General features: G+C 67.1%; 21 protein-coding genes and 1 pseudogene. 18 read left to right on the forward strand and 4 right to left on the reverse strand.

From position 1 onward, the window contains the following. Window positions 1-392 precede the first annotated feature (392 nt). The 3 genes from ACWGIH_RS09365 to ACWGIH_RS09375 all read left to right on the forward strand — a co-directional run bounded on the left by ACWGIH_RS09365 (window position 393) and on the right by ACWGIH_RS09375 (window position 4,687). Window positions 393-1,076, forward strand: a complete 684-nt coding sequence (locus ACWGIH_RS09365; RefSeq protein ID WP_453448160.1) for a hypothetical protein — start codon at window positions 393-395, stop codon at window positions 1,074-1,076. A gap of 1,113 nt (window positions 1,077-2,189) precedes the next feature. Continuing rightward, on the forward strand, window positions 2,190-2,588 hold the full coding sequence (locus ACWGIH_RS09370; RefSeq protein WP_453448161.1) for a hypothetical protein: 399 nt from the start codon (window positions 2,190-2,192) through the stop codon (window positions 2,586-2,588). A gap of 56 nt (window positions 2,589-2,644) precedes the next feature. Next, window positions 2,645-4,687, forward strand: coding sequence for a hypothetical protein (locus tag ACWGIH_RS09375; RefSeq protein WP_453448162.1), 2,043 nt, complete (start codon window positions 2,645-2,647; stop codon window positions 4,685-4,687). A gap of 602 nt (window positions 4,688-5,289) precedes the next feature. Here the strand turns inward: ACWGIH_RS09375 and ACWGIH_RS09380 are convergent. Continuing rightward, a complete protein-coding gene (locus tag ACWGIH_RS09380; protein WP_453448163.1) occupies window positions 5,290-5,847 on the reverse strand; it encodes a hypothetical protein in 558 nt (185 codons plus the stop codon). Between the two features lie 111 nt (window positions 5,848-5,958). Here ACWGIH_RS09380 and ACWGIH_RS09385 point away from each other — a divergent pair, with 111 nt between their 5' ends. After that, window positions 5,959-6,312, forward strand: coding sequence for a hypothetical protein (locus ACWGIH_RS09385; protein WP_453448164.1), 354 nt, complete (start codon window positions 5,959-5,961; stop codon window positions 6,310-6,312). A gap of 42 nt (window positions 6,313-6,354) precedes the next feature. On the opposite strand, the gene ACWGIH_RS09390 is transcribed toward ACWGIH_RS09385, so the two are convergent. Both ACWGIH_RS09390 and ACWGIH_RS09395 read right to left on the reverse strand, forming a co-directional pair. Then, on the reverse strand, window positions 6,355-6,786 hold the full coding sequence (locus tag ACWGIH_RS09390) for a TrmO family methyltransferase domain-containing protein (RefSeq protein ID WP_453448165.1): 432 nt from the start codon (window positions 6,784-6,786) through the stop codon (window positions 6,355-6,357). Between the two features lie 89 nt (window positions 6,787-6,875). Next, window positions 6,876-6,992 (reverse strand): annotated as a pseudogene (locus ACWGIH_RS09395) (YdcF family protein); the annotation flags it as partial. Window positions 6,993-7,176: 184 nt separating this feature from the next. Here ACWGIH_RS09395 and ACWGIH_RS09400 point away from each other — a divergent pair. Next, window positions 7,177-8,193: an NAD-dependent epimerase/dehydratase family protein gene (locus ACWGIH_RS09400; RefSeq protein ID WP_453448166.1), complete on the forward strand. Its 1,017-nt coding sequence runs from the start codon at window positions 7,177-7,179 to the stop codon at window positions 8,191-8,193. A 1-nt stretch (window position 8,194) separates the two neighbouring features. On the opposite strand, the gene ACWGIH_RS09405 is transcribed toward ACWGIH_RS09400, so the two are convergent. After that, entirely contained in the window at window positions 8,195-9,523 is a 1,329-nt protein-coding gene (locus tag ACWGIH_RS09405) for a DNA-binding protein (protein WP_453448167.1), read from the reverse strand. A gap of 418 nt (window positions 9,524-9,941) precedes the next feature. On the opposite strand from ACWGIH_RS09405, the gene ACWGIH_RS09410 reads away from it, so the two are divergent. The 13 genes from ACWGIH_RS09410 to ACWGIH_RS09470 all read left to right on the forward strand — a co-directional run bounded on the left by ACWGIH_RS09410 (window position 9,942) and on the right by ACWGIH_RS09470 (window position 25,454). After that, window positions 9,942-10,367, forward strand: coding sequence for an ATP-binding protein (locus ACWGIH_RS09410; protein ID WP_453448168.1), 426 nt, complete (start codon window positions 9,942-9,944; stop codon window positions 10,365-10,367). Beyond that, window positions 10,364-10,768 carry a DUF6415 family natural product biosynthesis protein gene (locus tag ACWGIH_RS09415; protein ID WP_453448169.1) on the forward strand — a complete coding sequence of 135 codons (405 nt, stop codon included), beginning with the start codon at window positions 10,364-10,366 and terminating at the stop codon, window positions 10,766-10,768. The genes ACWGIH_RS09410 and ACWGIH_RS09415 overlap by 4 nt, the downstream gene beginning before the upstream one ends. Then, window positions 10,761-11,243, forward strand: coding sequence for a DUF6302 family protein (locus ACWGIH_RS09420; protein WP_453448170.1), 483 nt, complete (start codon window positions 10,761-10,763; stop codon window positions 11,241-11,243). Before ACWGIH_RS09415 ends, ACWGIH_RS09420 begins: the two co-directional genes overlap by 8 nt. 52 nt (window positions 11,244-11,295) lie before the next feature. Further along, window positions 11,296-11,496, forward strand: a complete 201-nt coding sequence (locus tag ACWGIH_RS09425; RefSeq protein WP_453448171.1) for a DUF5999 family protein — start codon at window positions 11,296-11,298, stop codon at window positions 11,494-11,496. After that, window positions 11,493-12,275: a hypothetical protein gene (locus ACWGIH_RS09430; protein ID WP_453448172.1), complete on the forward strand. Its 783-nt coding sequence runs from the start codon at window positions 11,493-11,495 to the stop codon at window positions 12,273-12,275. Before ACWGIH_RS09425 ends, ACWGIH_RS09430 begins: the two co-directional genes overlap by 4 nt. A 929-nt stretch (window positions 12,276-13,204) precedes the next feature. Beyond that, entirely contained in the window at window positions 13,205-14,434 is a 1,230-nt protein-coding gene (gene fxlM, locus ACWGIH_RS09435; protein ID WP_453448173.1) for a methyltransferase, FxLD system, read from the forward strand. 132 nt (window positions 14,435-14,566) lie between these two features. Then, entirely contained in the window at window positions 14,567-14,743 is a 177-nt protein-coding gene (locus ACWGIH_RS09440) for a hypothetical protein (RefSeq protein WP_453448174.1), read from the forward strand. A 72-nt stretch (window positions 14,744-14,815) separates the two neighbouring features. Then, a complete protein-coding gene (locus ACWGIH_RS09445) occupies window positions 14,816-17,815 on the forward strand; it encodes a lantibiotic dehydratase (protein ID WP_453448175.1) in 3,000 nt (999 codons plus the stop codon). Continuing rightward, window positions 17,812-18,957, forward strand: a complete 1,146-nt coding sequence (locus tag ACWGIH_RS09450) for a lanthionine synthetase C family protein (protein ID WP_453448176.1) — start codon at window positions 17,812-17,814, stop codon at window positions 18,955-18,957. Before ACWGIH_RS09445 ends, ACWGIH_RS09450 begins: the two co-directional genes overlap by 4 nt. An 11-nt stretch (window positions 18,958-18,968) precedes the next feature. Continuing rightward, on the forward strand, window positions 18,969-20,165 hold the full coding sequence (fxlM, locus tag ACWGIH_RS09455) for a methyltransferase, FxLD system (RefSeq protein ID WP_453448177.1): 1,197 nt from the start codon (window positions 18,969-18,971) through the stop codon (window positions 20,163-20,165). 749 nt (window positions 20,166-20,914) lie between these two features. Further along, on the forward strand, window positions 20,915-22,366 hold the full coding sequence (locus tag ACWGIH_RS09460) for a methyltransferase (protein ID WP_453448178.1): 1,452 nt from the start codon (window positions 20,915-20,917) through the stop codon (window positions 22,364-22,366). Window positions 22,367-22,395: 29 nt separating this feature from the next. After that, a complete protein-coding gene (locus ACWGIH_RS09465; RefSeq protein ID WP_453448179.1) occupies window positions 22,396-23,598 on the forward strand; it encodes a bifunctional class I SAM-dependent methyltransferase/NUDIX hydrolase in 1,203 nt (400 codons plus the stop codon). Window positions 23,599-24,998: 1,400 nt separating this feature from the next. Then, on the forward strand, window positions 24,999-25,454 hold the full coding sequence (locus ACWGIH_RS09470; RefSeq protein ID WP_453448180.1) for a hypothetical protein: 456 nt from the start codon (window positions 24,999-25,001) through the stop codon (window positions 25,452-25,454). The last annotated feature ends 217 nt before the right edge of the window (window positions 25,455-25,671 follow it).

Genomic DNA, 25,671 nt, shown 5'->3' on the forward strand with positions numbered 1-25,671 from the left:
CTACGCCCCCGCCCAGCACCGCCTGGCCACCTCAGCCCTGCAGTACGGCCACACGCGGCTCGCGAGCCCTTTCACAGCCGCTGAGCCGGCTGTACGGCGATCGACTGGTCGACTGGTCGACCCGGGGCGCTGTCCAACTCCCACCGCAGCCGGGCCTGGCAACTTCCCCTACCGGCGCACCTGTCACCCGCGACGGCCAGGTGCCCGACCCCCGCCCTCCGCGATCGCCTGTCTATCGGCTGCCTCGCTCAAGCGAGAAACCATCAAGCGTCACGGGCAAGCAGTGACGGCGCCTTCGCTTTGCTCGGGCACCGCCGGCTCTCCTGGCAAGGGCGACTCCTGACGGGCAGTGAGCCCGCGACTCGATGATCACCAGTGGATAGGCTGTGCTCATGTCACGTGTACGCCTCACCGTCATCACGGCCCTTGCCGGGATCGCCGCGCTCACCGCCTGTTCCTCCAGCAGCGACGGGCCGAACTCCGGCTCCAGCAACGGGGACGGCGACAAGCCGGTCTCTGCTCCTGCCGCGAAACCGATCACGAAGGCGCTCACCCGGGCCGACCTGACCCAGGCTCTGCTCGGTGACGGGGAGACGCTTCCCGGCTGGTCCCTGCACGGCGACAAGGACGTGACCGACGGGCAGTACTGCAACAGCTCGGACAATGACTCCACGCCAGCGGGGTGGCTCCGCGGTGCAGACTCCTCGTACGAATACAACGGCTCCACGAACAACATGGCCTTCGTGCACATCTGCCTCTTCGGTTCGATCAAGAGCGCAACAAAGGCTTACACGGAGTGGAAGGGCACCGAGACCAGCAAGCAACAGACACCCAAGCCCCCGGTAGGCAGCGAAAGCACACTCGTCACCAACCCGGGCGCCAGCGAGGACACCGTCTACGGATTCACTCGCTCGGGCAGGGCCAACATCAGGGTGAAAATCGAGGGCGGCACCGGAGATGACCCCTCGGACGCACAGGCCACGCTCACCGCGACACTGAAGCGCCTGCAGCAGCTGCAGGCCGGCAAGAGCGCCACTGCGACCGCCCCTGATGAGCTGGCGGCCGCCAAGCCGTAGCAGCGGCGCCGGCGCCGCCCTGTCGCCCAGCTTCTGGCCGAGGGGGTCCTGTTGGGAATGACGACTATGCCCGGCCGTCCGCCCCTAGCCGGCCACCCATAGGCGTCCCGTCGTGAGGTCCTGGCCACGGCCGGCGCCCAGATCGCGTCCGGACACCGGCTGCACCCAGAAAAACTCGGTCGCCGTCACCGAGCGGAACACCCCCGCGTCGGCGGGGAGGACGCATCAGGCTGGAGCATGTTCGCCGCCACTGTCGGAACACCCCCGCGAGCGTGGGGGTGTTCCGACGACGACGGTCCCCGCCGCTGCGCTGACGGCGTCCTCCCCACCAGCGTGGGGGTGTTCCGGCCCGCAAGGTCCTAGTGGATACCTGGGAGCGAACTGACACGCGCACCACGAGCCGGCAGGGTCAAACGGCGTCCGCACCGGCGCTCTCACTCGAGATATCAGTCGGCCGATCAAGAACATGGTCCTGATCAGCGCACGGCACGGCCGCGGCGGCCGACAGAGTTATCCCCGGCCGCTGGGAAGGCGACCTGCTCATCAAGTCCGCCATCGGCACGTGTTCGAATGCTCCACTCGCTTCCTGATGCTCGTCCACCCTGCAGACCGACCTGTTGCCGCAGTTGTCGACTTCCGAGAACCTGGCTGTCTGGCACCTCATCCAGCCCGGGCGGCGAACGCCGCAGCACGGGCACTCTTGACGCAGGCGAAGGCTGGAGTGCCCCTCACACCGCCTGAGGCCGACGCCAGACACGCTAAGGCGCCGGCGTGCGGCCACAACTGCACGGTCCCTGACGGGCCGGGGCGCTCCGATGCCGTTCACGAGCGTGACCTTCGCTGCCGCAAGGTCGATACTGCCGACAGCAGTGAACCCGACCAAGCCGCACCCGACCAGCCACCATGGTCCAGGCAGTCGGCGGCGTTCTCGAGTTCAAGATCAGTCGCTCTTTGTGATCCAGTTCCTTGCAAGTAGACGGTCTTGAGGCGGCCGACATCGACGACGAAGCCCGCCTCCGTGATGTTGCCCGCCGTCTGCGGGAGATAGCAAGACAGGGATTCGCGGGTCGAGAAACCCTGTGCCGCGGGGGCTCCGAGCGGGATGATGGCCGTATGACGGGTCGGGCAAAGGTGTTCATGTGCGCGGGAATCGGGCTCTGTGTTGCGGGAGCCGTCGGGCTGATCGTGAGTGCGGTGCTGGACGTCGGGGCAGTCGATCAGTGGGCGAGCGTGGCCGGGAGCGTCGCGGGGCTGCTCGGACTCGCGCTCACCCTGTACGCACTCCGCGGACAGCCGACAGCCCCCGACACGTCGGTCACGGCAGAGGGCAAGCGCTCGATCGCTGCGGGCGGGAGCATCGGCTCCGCGGCGACGGGCGACGGCGCGTCCGCGGGCCCCCCGCCGTCGATTCCCGCCTCGCCCTCACCTCCCGGAGCCCCGGTCATAGCCTCAGGCGATCGTTCCGTCGCGGCGGGCGGTGGCATAGGGAACGTGTCGACGGGGGACTCGTGAGCGGGGCGGATGAGGCGCCGGGGGGACGTCCGGCAACGGCCTCCGGGCATCGATCGGTGGCGGCCGGTAAGAGCATCGGCCAGGTGTTCACCGGCGACAACGTCACCCAGATCGGGCGCCTCACGCGCATCGATAGCTTCACGGCGCGGCCAGTGAAGCCGTTCGACTTGGGGCCGCGTGAGCGCAGGGTGTGTCATCTCCCCGGGATCACGGACGACTTCGTCGGGCGGTCAAAGGAACTGGAGCGGTTGGACGAGGCGTTCGACGAAACTGGTCGCCGTGTTGTGTATGCCGTCCATGGGCTGGGCGGAATCGGGAAGTCGACGTTGGCTGTGCGCTGGGCCTGCCTCAGGGGTGCGGACTTCAACCCGATCTGGTTGATCACAGCCGACTCGCCCGGGGGGCTGAACACGGGCCTCTCCGGCCTCGGCGGTGCCCTTCAGCCCGCCCGGGTTGACGAAGGCGGGGAGGAGGCGTTGCGGGAAGGCGCGGTCAACTGGCTCTCTGCCAACGACGGCTGGCTCCTGATCCTGGACAACGTTTCGCAACCCGATGACATCAAGTGGCTGCTGGCCCGGGTGCCGCACGGCCGATTCCTGATCACGACCCGGCTGGGAGCGACGACTTGGCGTGGCGCCACCAAGTCGTTGCGGCTCAGTGAGCTCGAACGTGGCGAGGCAGTGGAACTGTTCACGCGTATCCATGACGAGCCAGATGACGAACGGGACGAGGAGCTGGACGACGGGATCGGTGAGCTGTGCGGCGAACTGGGCTGCCTGCCTCTCGCCGTCGACCAGGCAGCCGCGTACTGCCGCGAGGCTGGGGTCTCTCCACTCGTGTACTCGGAACTCCTCGCTCGCTATCCGGCGAAGATGCACGCGGCCACGGCGGAGATCGGTGATGAACAGCGAACGATGGCCCGAGTGTGGCAGGTGACGCTGGACCATCTCGCCGATACGCCGACGGCGGAGGCCATCCTGCGCATCATCGCCTGGTGGGCGCCGAACGGAATCCCACGGGCGTACCTGGGCGAGTCCAGGTTCTCTCTGCCGCTGGCGGAAGGGATCCGGCGCCTCGCGGCCTACAGCATGATCTCGCTGCGGCGGGACACGATCTCGGTCCATCGGCTCGTCCAGGCAGTGGCCCGAGCGAAGGCTCCAAAGGAGGACACCACCTATCGCGACCTGGCTGAGAAGCTGCTGGATGCAGCGCGTCCCAAAGGCGGATTCTGGGGCGAAACAGAGCGAGTGTGGGCGACCCACGTGGAGACACTGGGGAACCATACGGCCCCGGAGTCCGAATCCCTGCAATTGGCGCGACTTCTCATCCATGCCGCAGTGCATCTCGCGAGGTCCGATCCGACACGCAGCGAGGCGCTGTACGAGCGGGGCATCTCGGCCACGGAGCGCATCACGGGTGTGGACAGTGAGGAGAGCGTCGGTGCCCGCGGGATGATGGTCGTGCTGTGGTCGGCCCAGGGCGATTGGGCGAGGTCTTGTCGGCTGCTTGAGAAGCGGCTGGCTGCGGACGTACGCCTGTGGGGGGATGACCATCCGGCGACGCTCAGCACGCTCCTTCAGCTCATCGATGTACAGGCGCTGGCGGACCCGGCAAAGGCGGAGGCGCTGACCCTGACGACGCTCGAGCGTGCCACGAGGGTCTTCGGCCGAAGTCATCCGCATACCTTTCGTCTCCGTATGCGGATGAGTCGACTCACCTCCGAGGATCCCGATGTCGGCACCATCGAGTCCCGTCTTCGCGAAGCGGCAAGCCTGTTGGACGAGGGTGACCTGGAGTTCCTGGGGCTGGAAAACCAGTTGCTCGGGGCGCTGATGAAGGCCGGTGACTTCGGCCACGCTGTCGTAGTGGCGGAGGGGCTCGTACGTCGACTCCAGGCTGATGTGGGGAACACGGACAAGGTAACTGTCGCGCTCCGTATGGATCACGCCATCCTCCTGGCACGGACCGGCGAGGTGGCGCGGGCCCGCGAGCTGCTGCCCGCAATCGAGGCTGACAGCCTTCAGGCCATGGGCGACAGCCCCGGGAGGCGGCATGCTCTCGCTGAGCTCGCGGGCCTGCTCGACCAAAGCGATGGGTAGTCGTGCGATCGCTGTCGGCGAGTTGGGGGAGTCTCGTTCACCGTCTGCGCGTCTGCTGCACCGCCCCTAAAGCCAATGTTGTTGCTTCAGCTTGCGGGCGTAGGCTGCTCGGCTGTACTCGTCGGGGGTGGTGCGGATGCCTGCATGCGTCCACCGGGCTTGGTGGGCCGGGTGGTGGCGGCCTGCGGCGGGGCGACGAGGCACATGCGGACCTCCTGAAAGTGCAGGCGCGTCTCGGTGTGTGCGAGGGCTCGGACGAGAAGAGACCACCGAGCGACTGGACCGAGGAGCGGGCGCGAAGTGCCCTGCCTTTCGAACGCTCAGATAAGCCGCTGCATGCACTCACCTGGTTGGATGTAATTCATGTCAACAAGGCCGATGCGGGCAGTGGCTCAGCGGTGCCGTTTACATCGACTAACCGGATCCCTGCGGAATCGTGCCCCTGCCGCTGGCGGCAGGGGCATCGTGCTGTCTCAGGAGACACACGGATCGTGGAGAACACCACCTGCGCCGGGGACCTCCCCGCCTCGCACTTCCCCTGCATCCGAGTCGGCCGGTCCTCCACACCGAGACCGAGGCCCCCCGGACACTGCGCGGCTTCCTCATTCCGTCGGCGCTTGACGGGTGTCTTCGTCATCTGGATCTCCTCGATACTTCCAGCAGAGGATCCAGTAGCGGAAGTTGGGCCACCCAAACCTCGGCGAACGAGGGTCACCGTCCCGCATCCAGTAGAGGAGCCGGGCCCCGGTAACGAACAACACCCAGAAGAATGCAGAGCCCATTGACCAATAGCAGGCGTCGGCCTCCAAACGTGCTGGTCCACGCTCCTCATGGGCCAGCCAGTTCAATGCCATCCCCTCAGCGACGGCCAACGCCCCGAAGGCCACAAAGGCGGAGAGCGCGTAACAGTGGACGAGAGCCCTCGCCCTCCGCCCGGCTTGGAGCACGCGCAGAGCGCGACGTGCGTCGTCGAACTCTTGCCGTGTAGGTCGCGCCCCGTTGATGGATAGCGCCGCTCTGGCGTTCGTTATCTGCTCCCCCCGCAGATATGCGGCGCGGATACGTTCCTTGTTGGCGCTCAGCTCTACTGATGCAACGAGCATGATGACCGGGGCTACGGCAGCGACCGTTGTCGCGAAGCTCTCTGACATCGCCTTCACGCGGCCATGTTTCCCTCGACCCGCGTTCGGGAGCAACAGTGCTCTCCCCTGAGAGGGCTCTGCCCATTCCCGCCCCCGCCGGTACCCCGCCCCGCTACGCCTGGGGGAACCATGCACCGTGCCACCGTCGCCCTGCTCGCCACCTGCCTGCTGCTCGCCGGGGCCGCGGTCGGCTGCTCGAAGTCCTACGACGAGACCGCTAGGGACTGCGTCACCGCGCTCACTGAACGGACGGAAGGCGAGCCCGCAGACACGCCGACCGTCAACGAGGCCAACGAGCGGAACGACACGCTCTACAACACGCTGGCAGACATGGTCCGTATGGGGCATGCGGATCTGGCCAAGGATGCGGCTGACGCCCTGGAGGAGAAGCCCCGGAGCGGCGGAGAGAGCAAGCAACACGACGCGGTCTGGCAAGGACGATGCGGCACCCTCACGCGACGCGGGTGCCGCCGAGCAGTCTGATCACGACTTGGCGGACCAGTAGTCGGCGAGCATTTCGCCCGGCTACGCTGGTTCCCTCACGGTGCCGCGCGGACCCATCGTCTGAAAGTACGGCGACAGATCGTAAATGCTAGATCCGACTACTGCGTCCAGATCGGTCACGCGCAGCCGCAGTCCATCGATCGCCTGCAGCCGGGGATAGCTCTGAGCAAGCTGGTTGGGGCGCCTGTGGTTGCGGTGCACAAAGGTGTTTGTGGCTGGCCACAGGGGCTTCCCGCGTGGGCTACGCGCGTGGTACTCGACGTCCTCTGGTGAGGCCTGGTGGAAGTGCCACACCACCACCAAGTGGGAAAACTCCTCCAAGCCTTGCACAGAGTCGAGGGGGAACTTGGCCTCGTCGAGCTGAATCACAGACTCGACGCCGCCCCAGTAGTCGTCGGCCACCTTGGTTCGACCCTCGACAACTTCCCCGATGGGCTCGATCTCCAACGCCATGCTCCTGCCCTCCCGCAATGCCTCAACCCATCTTGGTCAATCTACGTTGGTCAGGTAGGCAGTCGCACGGGCATGGAGGACTCTAACGGCGGGAATCGGGCGGCTGTGCTGGGGCTGTTGCCGCCGCCGAACACCGGGGGGGGGAAGAGTCCAGCGCGGAACAGCTCAGCGGAGAAGGCGGCAACGCCGAGGTCGTGGCTGCCGAGGCGATGGCGACTCGGCCCTAGAGATCCGGCCCCATACAGCCGCCACGGCGTCGGCACCCGAGACTCACTCGACCAGGTCCGCATGACGGCGGCCCCGCCCGCGCCGTCATCGCTCAGGTCCGGGATTCGCCGTCTGGAGATTGACGTCTTTCCTCCAACGGACCCTCAAGGCAGGATCGCCGACATGAAGCTTCTTGTACTAGGCGGAACTTGGTTCCTGGGGCGGGCGATCGCACAAGCCGCACTGGATCGCGGGTGGGAGGTGACGCTCTTCAACCGCGGCCGTTCTGGGGCCGCACCGGAGGGAGCCCGAACGGTCCACGGGGATCGGACCGAGTCCACGGATTTGGCGCGACTGGCCGGAGAAGGGCCGTGGGACGCCGTGGTGGACACGTCTAGCTCCGACTTCCCGCCCCGCACCGTGCTGCTCGCTGCCTCCGCGCTAGGCGATGCGGCTCAGCGCTGGGTGCACGTCTCCACCGTGTCCGTATATCGAGGCTGGCCACATCAGGCCCTCACGGACGCCTCTCCGCTGCTGGACTGCCCGGTCAACGCTGACGAGTCCTACGGCTACAACGGGGTCGACGGGAGCCCGACCGTCTACGGGTTCCAGAAGGCTGGCGGCGAGAGGGCCGTGGCCGAGGTGTTCGGCGACGCCGCGGTGTTCCTCCGGCCCGGCGTCATCCTGGGGCCCGGTGAGTACGTCGGTCGCCTCCCCTGGTGGCTGACCCGGGCCAAGCGTGGCGGGCGCATCCTGGCGCCCGCGCCGAGCAACCAACGTATTCAGCCCGTCGATGTCCGCGATGTCGCGGCATTCGCGCTCACGCAAGCCGCCAGCACGACGAGCGGCGGTTACAACGTCACTCACCCGGAGGGCATCAGCTTCGCTGATTTCCTCGGCGCGTGCTTGGCCGTCACCGGCGGGTCCGGCAAGCCGGAGTGGGTGGAGCCGGGCGTCCTGGCCGGCCATGGCGTGGCCCAGTGGACAGAGATCCCCCTGTGGCGCACGCACGCGGGCGTGTGGGCGGTGGACTCCAGCCGGGCAGTAGCCGCGGGCCTCCGGTGCCGGCCGATCGTAGATTCGATCCGCGACACCTGGGCGTGGCTGGCCGCCGACGGGCGCCCCGTGGACCACCCCAGGTGGGCAGACCACGGGATCGCTCCGGAGAAGGAGGCGAAGATCCTCGCCACTCTGGCCTGACTCAGGCTTCCACTTGGAGCAGGGCGGAGCGGGTGGCGAGCTGATGCGTGTGCGCGCCGCGGGTGAAATCCTCGACACGGTCGCGCAGTTCGCGCGGCAGCGGCGAGGCGCGGTAGCCCGGCTGTGCGAGGAACTGCTGGATCTGCGCCGTGCGTACGAGGACCCCGGTCACCCTCTGCTCGCCGGGGATGTCCCACAGCGGGGCGAGTGCTGCGGCAGCTCCCTCCATGTCATTCATCAGCAGCCGGGCCATAGCGAGATCAGCAGCTGCACCACCAAGGACGTGCGCCGAACGGCTGGCCTCCGGCCTCTGGCTGATGAGGTCCAGAGCCCGGCGCGCGGACTGCTCTGCCTCGGCCCCGTCGTGGATCAGAAGCGCTGTGGAGCTGGTGGACATGGCCAGACGCTCCGGCGTGAACCCGAACTCGCCCCCGACGCCGTCGTGCAGGTCGTCGCAAGCGCCGCTCTGCGTCTCCAGGGAGCGCCGGAAGGCCTGGCGGGCGGAGTCCGTATCTCCCAGGTAGCCATGCGCGCGGGCCTCAATGGCCAGCAGCCGGCGCAGGGCCACATCGCCCAATCCGCCATACGCCTGGGCACGCCGTGCCTTGCTGACGGCCTCGCCCGGCATGCCCGTGTAGTAGGCGAGGTAAGCCAGGATACCGTCCGCATACGCACGCAACGGCTCACAGCGGGCGCTCTCGCCATACAGATCAGCAGCGCGGGCCAAGCGGCGCGCGTTGTCGAACGACCCGAGATTGAAAGCTGACGCGGCGAGCAGGGCCATGGTCTGGCCAGTCAGCACGAGAAGGCGCTGCTGCTGGGTGGGAATCTGCGTGCGATCGCGGTGCTCCTGAAGCTCCTCCTGCAGCGCCCGGCCGAGCCGGAACACCTTCAAGGGAGGGGTCGCCGCATAGGCGTGTGCGAGCGACGCCACATCGTCGGCGAGTTGGTCGAGGCTGGTGTCGGAGACAGACGCCGCGGCTGTTGCGCTGGCGTCGTCCTGAGCATCGCGTGCGGTCATTTTGATTTCGTTCTCCAGGTTGAGCGCGGGTGCCTGGGGATCCTCAGCGGGAGGAGGCGCGAACAGAACCACCACGTCACAGCCGCCAAACATGGCCTGCAATACGCGACGAGTGTCCGCGGACAGCGACTCGGCCCTGACCTTCCCTGCCTTCCAGCGGAAGACCGTCCGCGGGGAGCACGTCGGGTTACTGAGGCCCTTACCGATGACCTCGTCGGCCGTTCTGTCGAACAGCTCCACAAACTCGGGTACGGCCAAGTTGCGCTGCTCGCACACGGCCTTGAGCAGAGTCTCGGGTGGTTCCGTCACATCGCCCCCAGATATCGCGCCTTGGCCTGTCGGCGGCCGACCTACGGATGGATCCCTTACACGAAAGGGGATACCGCCCTCACCACCCAGTGCAACACATCTGCGGCAGACGGCGGTTGGGTGGCACTCAGGCGTCAGCCCACCGCCTCAACGGCGGCGAAACGGCAGCTCGCTGACATGGCGATGGCACCGCATAGGGGTCCACGCTGATCAGCACCCTCGCTGAGAGTGTCCCAACGCACACAGGGCTCGACGCTATGCCGCCGGATCATCCCCAGAGGACGTGATGACGACGACAGCCGTACGTACGTCTCGCCCGGTCCCGGATCGAGACGAAGTCCTCCCGACCCGTCCGCCAGCTACGCACCTTCAGCGTGGTGGACCTGAACGACTCCACGCCGGAGGGGCAGATGTGAAAATGACCGCCGCACAACCCAATGCGATCGCCGCACCCGACCAATACACCGCTCAGCTGCCGTGCACGCCCGATTCAGTGAGCCGCGGCCGTGCCCTCGTCTCCACCGTTCTGGCGAAATGGGGCATGCGGGAAGAGCTGACCGGCGCCGGTGGGGTCATCGTGTCGGAACTATTGACGAACGTGGTCAACCACACTTCGACGGACCTAACTACGGTCGCCATTCATCGTGGCCGCAGCCGGGTGCGCATCGAAGTCGCCGATGCCTCACCCGCCGCCCCGTGCATCAGGGGTGCCGGCGGCAGCGCCGAGTGTGGCCGGGGCCTCCTACTGATCGACGGGTTGAGCTCGCACTGGGGCTATGTCAAGTACCCATGGGGCAAGGTCATTTGGGCCGAGCTGTGTTCGTGTGAAAAGAGCCAGCGGTGAACGCCATCGTGAGCACGCCGAAGGCCACCCAGCGCGACGGGCAGTGGTCCCCGCCTCTCCGCATCGACCAGTTGCGGCTAGTTCGGGACCGGCTCGCCGCCTGGACACCCCTCGACCTGGAAGTGATCTTCGACGACCTCGACATGGCAATTGGTAGCCAGCCACCACCCGCGGCCACTATCGCCCCGCTGGTAGAGCGGCTGCGCGGCCACCTGAAGAGGCTCTGTGACATCGCTGCCGCTGACCCGAAGTTGAGCCAGCTCATCGGACGAGGGCACCTCGTCTGGGATGACCATCTGCCGGCCGACCCCCAGGAGGCTGTCGGCCTCGCCCGGCGCTTGGCCTTCATGGTCGAAAGGTTGATCGAGGCCTGCGGCATCAAGGGAGCCGACGATGCGTGACCACTGGATCGGCCAGCATCCACCCGTGAGGGTCGTCGTGATACAGGCCCCGCGAGATGCGTACGACTTCGAGTACTACGAGCAGCGGCTCGCGGACACGTGGCTCCTCGATAAGAGCCTGGCCGTGCGCACGCTGCGCATGCCTTTCCTTGCGGTACCGGTCGGCGGCACGCGTCGCGGCGGGTACTACCCGGTGGCCTGCTTCTGTATCGCGCTCCGAGTTCGTGACGTCCTCCTGGGCCGGAACGGATTCCCTCATCCGCGCGTGAACTGGTCGACCGAACCGGATTCCCATGACGTTCTCGTCGAGTGGGGAGACAGGCCCCCCTTGCTCTGTGATGACGACGTACGCGGGCGGTTCTACGGCTACAGCCAGGCCGCCATCGCTCGTGACAAGGCCCGCCGCGCAGACGCGGCGCCCGCCCCCCAAACGCCCTGCTCGGTGCACCCATTCCGCTCCCCCGCGGGCCAGTAAGGCACCGAGCAGGGCCCCAGCCTCCACACGTCGGAAAGGAAGCGCGACGCGCATGTGTCTGCACAAGCCCCCTTGCCCCACCGCTGAACGGGCGGATCGTGATGCCGCCAAGCCCATGGCGCGTGACGACGTCATGGGCTGGACGTTGCTGTGCAACGGTGTCATTCACTTCCATGACACGGGGGAACTGCTCCCCGATGGCAGCATCGTCGCCCCAAACCGCCCCGTTGTCGCGGTGGGAGCTGCCACGTGACCACGGTGCCGAGAAACCATCTGGTCCCCTACATCACCGCTCGCGAGGGGGAAGAAGCCGACTCCTTCCTCTCCCTGCGTGCCGCCTTTTATGCCGGTGGCTCTCCCCGCCTGGGCTACTGGGACGAGACGAAGGACGACCGCGACGTGCGCGGCGTCCTCTGGGCTCGGGTCTCTCAGTCGATCGGAGACGACCGGCTGCCGACAGGCCAGCCGAAGTGGCGGATGGTCCATCCCGCGCGGCAGCGCGAGACCATGCTCAAGCTGAAGTGTCAGGTGTGTGTCCAGGCCGCCCGGACCTCCGAGGGAATCCTGTTTCTGGAGAGCAAAAGGGACGGCGTGCCCACATCGAGCACTACCGTACGCACCGCTCAGCCCCCGGTCTGCCTGCGTCACGCACGTGTGGCCGCGAAGCGCTGCCCCTATCTCGCAGAGCACGGGCACGTAGCCCTACTGGCGCAGAGCGCACCGCTGTACGGGGTCATCGGAACGCCGCACATGTATGGCGTGAACGGCGTGGAAGTCCTGGCGGGCGACGACGCCCCCGTTCCGTACGGAGACCCGGCCCTGCGGTGGTTCCTCGCCTCTCAGCTTGTGCGCACGCTGCGGTCGTTCGCCGTGGTGGACCTGGACGACCTCGCACCGGCCGTCGTGCGGAGTCACACGCCGGACCGCCGGGAGGCTCCGACGCAGAGCTCTGCCCCTGCCCCTCCCTCGCCCCGACGACTGTCCGCGCCCTGGAGGAAAGATGCGCACGGCACCCACCTATCGCAGCGTTGAAGACGCGTACCTGGCCTTGCTGCGCCTGGCCTCGCACAAGGCAGAGCACCACATCGCTGCCCACGTCAACCACGCCAAGGAAGTCATCTGCGTCGGCTTTCAACTCCCCGCCCCCCGCCTCCAACTTCCCTACCTGTCTGCGTGCAAGGCCAACCCGGCCTTCCAGTGGGCCGAAGCACTCTGGAATCTGGCCGGGCGCCGCGGCCGGGAAATGATCAGCGACTACGCGCCCTCCATGCGCTCCAGCATCCCCGCCGACTCGCACGTTGGGCGCGGTGTGCAGCCAACCCTCAGCGAAGCGGGCAGGCGGCTCAGCCTGAAACCCGCTGGCTCCGAGCGCCGCCCCGCGATCTGCCGCGCACCGCGCACAAGCCCTCGCCCCGCCTCACCAAGGCCCTTAATCGTGGCATCGGAAAGGTCAGGAGGAGCAAGCCCGTTCCAGCCCCACCTGGTCCCCCCAGCGGAGATGACCAACCCACGACTGGGTCCTCCTTCCGGGCCGCAGGATTTCCGCGACCCTGCGCGGTTGCCCGAGACCATGCCCTCGGTGAAGGAGACGGTGCCGTTGCCTCGGCGCCCCGGCCGTGCTCTGTGGGGGAGCTGCGGCCGGCCCTCTCAACGCCCACCAGCCGCAACCGACGGGTGGGTGCACCACCCGGCACCCGGGCCTGGGACAAGGGCCGGTGCCGGACGAAGCGTATGGGGAGGAGCCCCTTTTCCTCCCGCCGGGCTCCTCCCCATACGAACCGGCCACCGAAAGCAGGGAGAACAGCGGTGGAGATACCCGAGACCACTTTTCAGCCGGAGCTCGACGACCACTTGGCCCAGCGGCGCGTAGCCGTCTCTCACCCACGCCGGTCTGGCTCGCGCGCCGACGGCAGACACCCCGCGCTTACACGACCGCACAGACACCACATAAAGGAACCCCAGTGTCCGACGCGACGACCGCACGCTCCTGCGAGGCCACGCTCCTGCGCCACCAGACCATCGACCAGTTGCGGAACGAGGGCTGGATCACCACGGCCGGGGTCGGGGCGGTCATGAAGAAGGTGCCCCGCGACCGCTTCACCCCGCCCGGCACTCCGCTGGAGGAGGCCTACGCCCCCTATGACGCTGTGATCACCAAGACCGACGAGCACGGGGTCCAGATCAGCAGCGTCTCCGCGCCGCAGATCCAGGCCATTCAGCTGGAGCAGGCCGAGATCAAGCCGGGCATACGAGTGCTGGAGATCGGCTCGGGCGGCCTCAACGCCGCCTACCTGGCCGAAATGGTTGGGCCCCACGGCCAGGTGACCACGGTCGACATCGACACGGAAGTCACCGAGCGCGCCGCACGTCTCCTCGCCGAATCCGACTACGGCCAGGTGCGCGTGGTCACCGCGGACGCCGCCGAGCCGATCCCGGACCTCGGTGAGGTGGACGTCATCCTGGTCACCGCAGGGGCCTGGGACATGCCGCCTGCCTGGAGTAGTCAACTCAAGCCCGGCGGGCGTCTCGTCGTACCCCTGCGGATGCGCGGCCTGACCCGCTCCGTCGCCTTCACCCGCGTCGATCACCACCTGGAGTCGCAGTCCGCGAAGGCCTGCGGCTTCGTCCCCATGCAGGGCGCGACCGGGCACAACGAACAGCTCCTGCTGGTCAACGGGACTCCCGAAATCGCTTTGCGCTTCGACGACGGGCCGCCCGCCGAACCCAGCAAGCTCGACAACACCGTCACGACGCCACGCCACGAGCTGTGGACCAGCGTCACCATCGGCGTGCGGGAACTGCTCGACACCCTTCAGATGCACCTGGCCATCAGCTTGCCAGGCTTTTGCACCATGTCCGTCGACGAGGACATGGACACCGGCCTGGTCGCCCCCGTGAACAAGCGCTACGCCCTCGCCGCCGTCGAAGACGACACCTTCGCCTACCTCGTCACCCGCCGCACCGAGGACGACAAGCACGTCGAGTACGGCGTGCACGCCCTGGGCCCGAACGCCGAGCAGCTCGCCGCCAAGATCGCCGACCTCCTGGGCGACTGGGAAGCTCACCGGCGCGGCGGCCCCACCCCGAGCATCCGGGTCTACCCGGCCGGCACCCCCGATGACCAGATCCCGGCAGACCGGGTCATCGACAAGGTGCACAGCCGGATCGCCCTCTCCTGGCCGCCAACCTGACCTCCGCTCACCTCTCCCACACCGCTGCGGTACTTGCGTGTCTGGCTGCCACCCCCAGCGGCAGCCAGACACGGAGGCCCCGCGTCTCCCCGCCCGCACAACGCAGGCGGACGAACGACAAGGAGACAAGACATGTCCAGTTCGACCATCGAAACGCGGCCCGAGCCGCCCGCAGGGGCCGACGTTCTGCCTGACGCGGAGTGGGACCTGGGCTTCACCTTCACGCGATCCCCCCTCCCCATCCCCGCCGCCTGCGACACCAGCGACGGGTGCGCGAAGACCTGCGACTCCTCCTGCTCGTCGAGCTGACCTGACGGCGCGCAGGTGGGAGCCAGTCGTACGGCTCCCACCTGCGCTTTACGGATTTGAGGGGATCACCGGATGACGAGCAAACCATCGTTCCGGCGGCGTGGCAGCGTGCTGCTCCTGCGGGCCGCCGTCGTGCCACTGGGTGACAGGCCAGACCACTGGCCTGCTGTCGACGATCTGGACTCCTGCCATCAGTGGCTGGGCGAGGTTTGGAGCAAGGCCGCCTTCGTCAACAGCCTGCGGGTAGCCTCCCCTCTGCTCGTCGAATCCGTGGAGAAGATCCTGCGCGACCACCAGGCACCACCTAAACGGATGCGCAAGGCCGTCTGCTCGGTCGCTCACTACCTGCTGAGGGCTACCGGTCGGGCAACCCCATTTGGCCTGTTCGCGGGCGTGGCCACCGCGGCGCCGGGCACAGCACAGGCGGAGTTCGGCACAGCGCACCGGGCGGTGGCGCGGATCGACACCGTGTGGCTCGACCACGTGCGTCGGGATCTGCAGCGCCGTCCCGACGTGCTGCTGCTCCTCGACGTACGACTCAACGATCTCGTAGTGCGCCGGGGTGCCACAGTCGAAACGCCACTGTCCGACGGGCGGCTGGCGACCGCGCGCATCACGCGGCCACTGGCCGTCCTGCTGGACGCTGCCGCTGACACCATCCCCGTCCGCGGGCTCGTGAACAACCTCATCAAAGCGGGAGGCACCACCGACAGGGCACTGCACCTGATCGGTGCGGCGCTCGAAGGCGGCATCCTGACGAGCAACCTGATGGCACCGATGACGGAGACCGAACCCGCCGAGCACATCATCAGGACTCTCCTTCCACACAGCGCCATCCTCAGCCAGAGCGCTCTCGATGTTGTGGACGGCTTGATCGAGGTACGGCATATCCTCGACGCCCACGATGAGTCGGCATCGATGGAGACCGCCAAGACGTTGCGTGTCACCGCCGAGGACCGGATGCAGGCAATCACCGATGCCGGCCGCGCTCGGATCGGCCTTGACCTACATCTCGATGCAACACTGCGCATACCGCCCCGAGTTCTCGACGATGCTGAGCACGCCGCGCACGCATTGCTGAGGCTCACCCGCGTGCAAGGAGAGAAGCCTGCTTGGGCGGCATACCAGACGATCTTCTGGGAACGGTACGGAGCTGGCTGCCTGGTCCCTGTACGCGAAGCCACCGATCTCGCATCGGGCGTAGGCCTGCCCGCCGACTATCCGCACTCCCTGTGGGCCGAGCCGCCCCCCAAGGTGCTGCCTCGCGACGAAATACTGATGGCCAAGGCATGGCAGGCGATCGTGACCGGAGCCCGCGAGATCCGCCTCACCGAGAACGACCTCGACAAGCTGAGCAGCGACCAGACACCGAGCACCGCGGTCGCCCCTCACGTAGAGCTAGCCATCCGCGTCCGCGCTGCCAGTTCACAAGCCCTGGACCAGGGCGACTTCACGCTCGATGTGCGACCTGCTTGGACCATCGGCAACTTCACCGGCCGGTTCGCGGAAATGCTTGGGCAGGGCCTGCCGGACCTTTACCGAACGCTGCCCACGATGGTGAAGGACGCGCTGCCAGCCCAACTGTCGTTCACTCCGATCTACCCACACGGTGAGAACGTGGCGCGGATACCCGCCCTGCTGCCGCACGTGATCTCCATCGGCGAGCACAGGACCCAAGGAGGCGAGGTCATCGACGTCGATGACCTCGCCGTCTTCTCCACCGGCAGGAACCTGCACCTGGTCAGCATCTCCCGGCGACGCGTCATCGAGCCCACGGTGCTGCATCCTCTGGCGCTGGAAAAGCAGGCGCCACCGCTGGCCCGATTCCTAGCCCTGCTCGGACGCGGATTCGCCACTCACTGGACCGAGTTCGATTGGGGGCCACTCTCCGCCCCCATGCCCTTCCTGCCACAGGTGAGCTACCGCAACGCCGTCCTGAGCCCCGCGCGCTGGCATCTGGCCGCAACGGAACTTCCCAAAGGCGCATGCGACCTGACCTGGCACCAGGCCCTGACCGCCTGGGCCACCACATGGCACTGCCCGGACCTGATCGAACTGCGGGACGACGACCGCACACTCCGTCTGGACCTCAACGAGCCGCTGCACGCCCGACTGCTGTACCGGCACCTGCAGCGCAAAGGCCACGCCGTCTTGACCGAGACACCAGCAGATGACGAACTCGGATGGATCGGGCACGCTCACGAGATCACCCTGCCGCTCACGTCATCCCTACCGCCGATGCCGCACCCAGACCTATCCCGCGCGCCCCTCGTGACCAACCGGTCACTCGCACACCCGGGCGACGGACGGCAGCGGTGGCTTCAGGCGAAGGTGTTCACCCACCCCACAGTGATGAACGAAGTTCTCACCGAGCAACTACCCGCTCTGCTGGCGGAACTTGGTGATCCAACCGTCTGGTTCACACGGTATCGCTCATTGCAGGAAGAAGATCACCTGCGTATCCGTATCGCGGCCGCCGGGGCCGAGGCACTCACCCGGACCATGCAGGCGCTCTCCTCCTGGGCAGGCCGCCTCACCGACGTCCGGCTCGCCTCCCGGCTGATGTTCGACGCCTACCGGCCAGAACTCGGCCGCTACGGCACCCACGCCGCCATGGATGCCGCCGAAGACGTGTTCGTGACGGATAGCCTCGCTGTCCGCTATGCCCTTGCCGACCTGCCGGCACTGGACTCGAGGGTGTTGTGCGCTCTCGGAATGATCGATCTCGCGCAGGGCCTCCTCGGCGCACACCAAGGTCTGGACTGGCTGGGCTCAGCCCGCGCCTCGGAAGGAGGGCAGCTCGATACCACCCGGCAGACCCTCCACTACGCCCGCCTTGACGCGGCGCTTGATGCCTCACCCCGCCTGGTCGCGGCGAATACCCAACGCCGCGCCGCCCTCAGCGCGTACCAAGCCCACCTCGCCGAGCCCCAGCTCAATCCAGTCCTGGAATCGTTGCTGCACATGCACCACAACCGGATCATCGGCCCAGACCGAGAGTCGGAGGCCACCAGTCGCCACGCCGCCCGCCAGGCGTGCCGGTCGCTGCTGGCCCACGTGGGGGCGCAGTGAAAAGCGTTCACGACTTGGGCGTCGGGCTCGCCGGCACGGCCTTGTACGAGATGGTCGTCGCCCGTCACAGCGGCGCCTGGGATGCAGCGCACACCTCTGCCAAGGCTCTCGCCTCCTGGATCGTGGATTCACACCCGCCCGCGGCAAGCCTCTATCACGGCGTACCGGCTGTCGCGTACGTCCTGCAGACGGCCGACCACAGGCTCTACGCCAACGCACTGCAAGCCATGGACCGCGAAGTGGCCACGATTGTCGAACGACGCCTGGCCTCGGCCTACGCCCGCATGGATTCCGGACGGCCGCCGCGGATGCGGGAGTTCGACCTGATCAGCGGGCTCACGGGGATCGGCGCATACCTGCTGCACCGCAACAGCACCGGCCTCCTAGAGCAGGTGTTGGCCTACCTCGTACGTCTCCTCACCGAGCCGACGACGGTCGAGGGTCAACAGCTGCCCGGCTGGTGGGCGCACGACAGCCCTCGTGGGCGCTATGACGAGGACTGGCCACAGGGCCACGCCAACTTCGGCCTCGCCCATGGCGTTGCCGGGCCTCTCGCCCTCCTCGCGCTCTGCGCCCGGTCGGGCACCGTTACCGTGTCCGGCCTGGACAACGCCCTGGACGAGGGCTGCCGTGTGCTGACCTCATGGGCACGCCCTCTCAACGGCGGTGGCTCCGGGTGGCCCGAGACTCTGGGCACAGGACCGTTCTTGTGCGGCCCGCTTCCAGGTGTCCGCCCAGGCAGACCCTCCTGGTGCTACGGCACCCCTGGGATCGCGCGCGCCCTCCAACTCGCCGCTCTCGCCCGAAACGATGCCGCAGCGCAGCGGTGCGCCGAACAAAGCCTGTTGACGTGCATCACCGATCACCGCCAGCTCTCACGCATTCGGGATGCCACGGTGTGCCACGGCTGGGCCGGGCTGTTGTTGGCAGCCGAGCGGATCGCGGCCGACGCAGGCAAGGACGCCATCAAGCTGGAACTCCCCCACCTGTACAACCGCCTCACCGACTACATGGTGCGGCAGGAGATACCAAAGGGCACCGGGCTCCTGACCGGCGCTGACGGTGTCCTTCTCGCGCTGCACACGCTCAACCCTGCCCGCCCCGCAGACGCGGCGTGGGAGACCTGCCTCCTCCTCAACTGAAAGAGACCGCTGTGACCCACACCCCCACATCTGACGAACTGCGCAATCACCTCGTGGACGAAATTATCGCCGAACGGCCCCTTCCACAGAAGGTCGAACGCGTCCTGCGGTCCGTCCACCGTGAGGCCCACCTCCCCGGAATCGCCCTGCCGGACGCGTACAGCGACCACGCCGTCAGCATCAAGGACAACCCCAGCGGCCCGCTCCCATTGTCCTGCGCGTCGGTCCCCTCAGTTGTGGCGCTGATGCTCGACCAACTAGACGTCCAGCCTGGCGACCACATCCTGGAGATCGGCGCCGGCACTGGCTACAACGCCGCGCTGCTCGCCGAACTCGCGGGCGCCGACGGCCAAGTCACCAGCATCGACATCGACGCTGACGTGGCCCTGCACGCGCGCGCCACCCTGAATCGAGCCGGGTACGAGCGTGTCCGCGTGTACCAGCGGGACGGTCTTGAGGGAGCGCCCGAGCACGCTCCGTACACCCGGATGATCGCCACCGTCGGCGTCTGGGACATCCCCGGCACCTGGTGGGACCAGCTCGCTGACGGCGGGCGCCTCGTCCTGCCCCTGCGCTGGCGTGGGCAGACCCGTTCCGTGGCCCTCACCCGCCACGGCGACAGCCTCATGTCCGACGGGATGGAGCTTTGCGGATTCGTCCCCATCATCGGACAGGATGGAGAACGAACCTCAGCACTCAACGCCGAGGGCTCCGTACGCATCCACTACGACCAGGACCAGGACGTGGACCCCACCACGCTGCAGGACGTCGTGTCCAACGCACCTTCCAGCGAAGTCTGGTCGGAAGCCCGCATCGGTGGCGAAGAATCCTTCGACGGCGTCTGGCTGCGCGCCACCGCCAGCGACCACCGGGTGTGCCGCATCGAAGCCACCGCTAAAGCCCTGGAACAGGGCGTACGTCGTCCCTCTATCCCTGGCCGTAGCCCCGCCCTCATCTCGGAAGACTCCCTCGCCTACATGATCACGGACCGTGAAGGAGTCGACCCTGGGCGACCGTTCCGCCTGGGTGCTGCCGCGTACGGACCCAACGGATCTGCCTTGGCCCAGGACCTGGTCGCCCATATCAACACCTGGAGCAGCGACCGCACGGCCACTCCAAAGGTGACCATCTCACCCATGAAGACCATCTCGAAGTCCCAGGGCCACACCATCAACAAGCTCGAAAGCCGCCTCAGTATGGGGTACTAGAACTCGGCTCTCGCCCTGCACGACACAGACCACGTCCAGGGCGAGCGCCACAGATGGCCAACCCCAACCGCCACACCCGTATCAAGCTCGGCGTTTCAGCCAATCCGAGTCGTAGCGCCAGGCCCCAAACACTCAGCTCCCGCGTCCGAACCCGGAAATTTCCTGGGTCGATGGACGACCGAAATCGAGCACGTTCGAATCCCCGGGGGCGTCGTTATGCCGTGCACCGCCGAGCCACCCAGATGCGGCATCAAACCCTCAGGAGGAATGCAGGTGACGGTGACTGCCGCCTCAACCGCAAACAAAGAGACGCCCCCACCACCACCTGCGGAAATCCGCTACAGCGGCGAGTGCTCCGTCAACCCGCTCGGCACCGTGTCGTGGCACATCGATGACACAGCCGTACTCCTCCTGGTGACCTGCCAGCTCGTCACCGGCATGGCCGCCACTGAGCCGCGACCGCCCACGCCATGCACCCCGTCCTTGACACGGGCGCGGCGGCCGACCGTATGCATCAGGCACTACCCGCGCGGCTCTCGTCGTGGCCGATGCCGCGGCACTCGGGCAGCTCTCCAGTGCACTTGCCTCATACACAGACCGCCGCCTCACTCCGCCACCCCATGCACACACCTCGCTGGTCGAAGCGGTGGGCCGAGTCGCAGCCGCCGCCTACGCCCAAGACGCTCTGAGCCGGCGCCCCGCCTGCTCTACACCCATGGACCCCCTGCACTTGCCGGAAGGATGCGCTGTTGTTCACCACGCAAGATGAATGGAATCGCGGCTACGCCGACGGCCGCCGATACCGGCCCCTGGGCGATGCCGAGCGCTCCCTGCTCGCCAGGCAGGTGCCCACACCCTCAGCCAGGCGGGCTCTCGACGTCGGCTGCGGACTCGGCGAACTCGCCTCGCACCTCACCTCCCTTGGCTACACCGTGGACGCGGTGGACTGGTCCGACCACGCTCTCGCTGACGGCGCCGCGAACCACCCCGAGGTGGCACGGTGGCTACGGCTCGACATCGAACACGGCGACTGGGGACAGCTACACGAGTCCGGCTACGACCTCATCACGCTCCGACTCGTGGCCGCCTTCCTACAAGAGCGGAGGCACGTCCTGCGCGACCTGGGCCAGCATCTTCGACCAGGCGGCGCCCTCATCGTCATCACTCCGCTAGCGGCCCAGACCCCGGCAGAGCGCCGCGGCACCGCGCTCGACGAGGACGAGCTGAATGAACTGCACGCCAACTGGCCGCACGTGGAACGCACGGATGCCGACGGCCTGGCGTTCCTCGTCCTGCGCCGCTCCCATCCCCTGCCACCAGCAGGTTCACCGGTCCACCAGGAGGTGCCGCCCGCAGCGGTGCGCGAACACCACCTCGTGCTGCGCGAGCGGCACTACGCGCAGGTTGCCTCCGGCCGCAAGACTGTGGAGGTCGGGGTGAGCACGCCGGGGAAAGCGGACATCCGCGTAGGCGACACACTCGTCTTCCACCAGGAGGACTCCGACCTCGAACTCGACGTCACCGCCGGGCAGATCACCCGGTACGCGTCCTTCGCGGAACTGCTGGACGCCGTGGAACCCACGCGGATCGATCCGGACGCTACCCGCGAGGACCTGCTGCGCACACTCCGCGCTATCTACCCGCCGGCCAAGGAGGCGCTCGGTGCCCTCGCCTTCGAGTTCGACCACCGTCCTGCCCGGCCAGGCCGCCCCATGCCGATGACGCCCTCGCAGTACGCGCAGACCGTTCCCCATCACACGGTGTACGGCTGCCTGTACATCCGTGACGAACACGACCGGCCGATACAGCTGCGTTCGGTCTACGGCTCGCGGCACTGGCAGTTCCCCGGCGGCAACCTCGACGCGCAAGGTGAGGACCCACTGCAGACCGCCCGGCGGGAAGCCATCGAAGAGACCGGTCTCGAACTCGGCCTGGGTGCGCCGAAGCTGCTCTTGACGCACTTTCTGCACGCCGGGCCCCGCATGCCGCTAAACAAGGTCGGTTTCGTCTTCGACGGAGGCCGGCTGACCGCGGAACAGCTGCGGCACATTCGTCTCGATCCCTCCGAGCACGACATGTGGGCCATCCACGAGATCGCCGACTGGCGGGAGTTGATGGCACCCCGCTCCATCGACCGCCTGGACGCCGTCGAACGAGCCCGGCGCGGCGCGGGGCCTTCCTACCTCACCACGTACACCTGATCTCCAGCCACGCCCGTCGAGGAGGCATCGTGCCCATCGAAGACATCAACACCACAGCCTGGACAATCTACGGCCAGCGCCAGCTCGCGCGCGCCTACACCCCGCCCGTCCCCGACCGAATGTCCTGGGCATCCTGGAAGGAAGTCGGACCGGGAGATGAAATCCTCGGCGACATCGCGGGGCGCCGTGTCCTGGACATCGGGTCCGGGGCTGGCCATCACGCCGTCCATCTCGTGCAGGCTCACGGCGCTCGTGTCACGGGAATCGAGCTGTCCCCAACCCAGCACGAACGCGCCGTCTCCACTCACGCGGACGTCCCCGGAGCGGAGTTCGTACAAGGAGATGTGGTCACGTATCTCGCAGAGGCCGAGCCGTTCGACGCCGCGTACGCGATCGGCACGCTGGGGTTTATCGACCCACGTCGTGTTCTTCCGGCGCTGCGCAACAGGCTGCGCGCCGGAGCACCGCTGATCCTCTCGCTCCTGCACACCGACCTGCACGGCCGCGGCCCCTCCACCGAGGTGGCACCGCGTGAGCAGATGATCCTGCTGCGCGATGACCCGCCGTTGCCGACTCAGATGTGGGTCCTGGCGCCCCAACTGTGGGAGGACCTGCTCACCAAGTACGGCTTCCGCGTCGAGGCCATCGACCTGCTGAGCCATCCCGATAGGAACACGCCGGTCATCCAGCAGCTCGTCCGCGCCCGCCGCCTGGCAGACCGGCCAGCACGGGCTTCCAGCCGCCCCCGGAGCACCAGACCGCCAGTGGCGCACGCGGCCGTAGGTGTCGGAGCAATCCTCCTCAGCGAGCACGGAATCCTGCTGGGCCGCCATCGTCGCGGCACCCTCGAACTACCGGGCGGAACCGTGGAGGCCGGGGAGTCCTTTGAAGCCGCAGCGGTCCGAGAGCTCGGTGAGGAGACCGGCCTGATCGCCCGCCCAGCAGACGTCAGACTCCTGGGCACTCTCGTCGACCACGTTGAAGGCGTCCTGCGGGTCACCGTCGGTGCACTCGTCCCCACTTGGTGGGGGCAGCCAGCCACGCAGCCAAACGAGAGCGTCGGCGATTGGACCTGGCACCCTCTCGATCAGCTTCCCGATGGCCTCTTTGTGTGCAGCGCCCAGATTCTCACAGCCTGGCACCCTGAGCTGCCCATCGACCACACCCCGGCGCACTTCACCCCATTCGCACCCAGCACTCCGGCCGTAACGACAGTAGACGGCCTGGCATGACAGGCCGCACGGACGCAAGGCTGTCGCGCATTTGCTCGCCGTCGACCGCCGGATGCGGCCCACTCGGAGAACCCGATGCACCACTGTCCGACTGCCAACTACCCTTCGCTAAAGCCGACATATTCGCCACCGGCGTGAGGGTGGTGCCGCCCTCGCCCTAGGGGCAACCAAAAGATCGAGAATTGCATGGCCTGCAGCCTGATCACACCAAGACAAGACTTGACTCATCCAATGCGCTCCACATTGCACAGCACTGCGCCTTGACCGGACGGACGCCCCCAGCCTGCCTCCCGCTGCATGCTTCGCCGCCGGTACTGATCGGCGAGAGGGATCGGCCGTCAATGTGCATCGCACTGGCTCTCCCGCCTCACGCACATCAGGTTCACGCCATATTTTCGCGCACACCCCCAAGCAGCAGCCGTCGCATTGTTCGCGAATCGGCGCGGTACCCCGGGTGCCACCCGGGTCGACCACACGCGCACGCAGTCGCCACTTGAAACGCCAGAATGAGCGAGACGAGCTTCCGCTTCCGACACTGTGGCAGCCGCTCCGCGTTCGCCGTTACGGCCCGGCCGGCTAACGTCCCACGGCACAGGTTCCCTGGAGGGACCGCATCGGCGCCCTGCTCTTGGTCGTCGTACCCCCGAGGATCAGCCCGCCATACTGATGCGGTCGGATTCTCACCGCATCCATCACGCGCGAGCTCCTTCATCCACCCTCCTCTGAACAGGTGGAACTCTGAAAGCCTCCCGGGCGTTGATCGCCTTCCCTTCCTCACGCCACGACCAAATTGGCAGGCGCCAACACCCCGGCAGACACACCATTTACCTCACCTTCACACTCTCCGCCCCGTCGCCGAGCGGTACGCCCCACCCTGCCGTTCTGTCTCACCGATAGGGCACCCGTTACAGGTCAACACGGCGTGCCACGTTCCGGATTCGCTCTCCATGCCAAAATTTGCCATTGCATCGGAGGGTCTTTCCCCTTGCATGATCCGTCACCGCTGCAGCATCGCTGCCTAACGATCCGGGTAACGTGGTGTGACTGAATATCCGCTACCTCCCTTACCCGCTTGGGGAGATCAGCGTGACCTGTGAGCACCCTGCGCCGTAGCCTGACCGCTACGCAGACACATCACCGCAGGTGCCACCACCCGTGGCCTCCCAAGCGCAGTGGTTTTAGCCCTCGGGAGATCACCGGCTCAGCGTCGCGCTGCACTGGGAGACATAGTGACTCGAGCAGCTAGCCAAAAGGCATATTCCGCCGTTCGCACCAGGAAAACGCAGCAGGCGGCACTAGCCCTGGTCCTTGCCCTGTGCGCGGGGGCCGCGCTCACCGCCTGCAGCGGCGACTCCGACGCGTCCGATGACAAGTCCTCAGCCCCGCCGAGCAAACCAGCCGTGGACCAGCCCACGAAGAGCGCTGATCCGCAGGCCAAGGAGAAGAAGGCAGTCATCGAGGTCTATGGCCGGATGTGGGAGGAGCAGGTCAAGGCGTACGCGAAGGGCGACCACGAGGGCACTGACCTGAAGAAGTACTCCACTAAGGAAGCCCTCGGCGGAGTGCTCGGAGACCTCCTGAGCATGAAGCAGGCCGGGACGGCAACCAAGGGCACGCCGACTCACTCGGACATCGAGGTCACCGCGATGAATTTGGACCGGGAAGTGCCTACGGCCCAGATCACGGACTGCCTGGACATCTCCAAGTGGCAGACGGTCAACAAGAAGACGGGAAAGGTCCAGCCGTTCCCGACCGAGCAAGAACTGCGCTACGAGACGACGGCCGACGCGGAGCGATGGGGGAAGAATCGGTGGATGATCACAAAGCTCACGCCCCACGGCGACAAGGTCTGCTGAAGCGCACTGGCTTACTGCTCACCGTCGCTGCCGTGGTCGGGGGCGCACTGCCCGGTGTAGCGCAGGCAGATCCCGGCCCGGTCGTAGGCGGGAACTGCCCGGGAACCAGCAAGTGGGTCACCACATGTCGTCAGGTGCCGGGAGGTGGCGGCGGCCGAGACCAAGGCAGCGCTCGCCCTGCGGGAAGAGACCAGGGAAACGGCAAGGGGCAAGGCAA

The sequence above is a fragment of the Streptomyces sp. NPDC054872 genome (genome assembly GCF_053610705.1).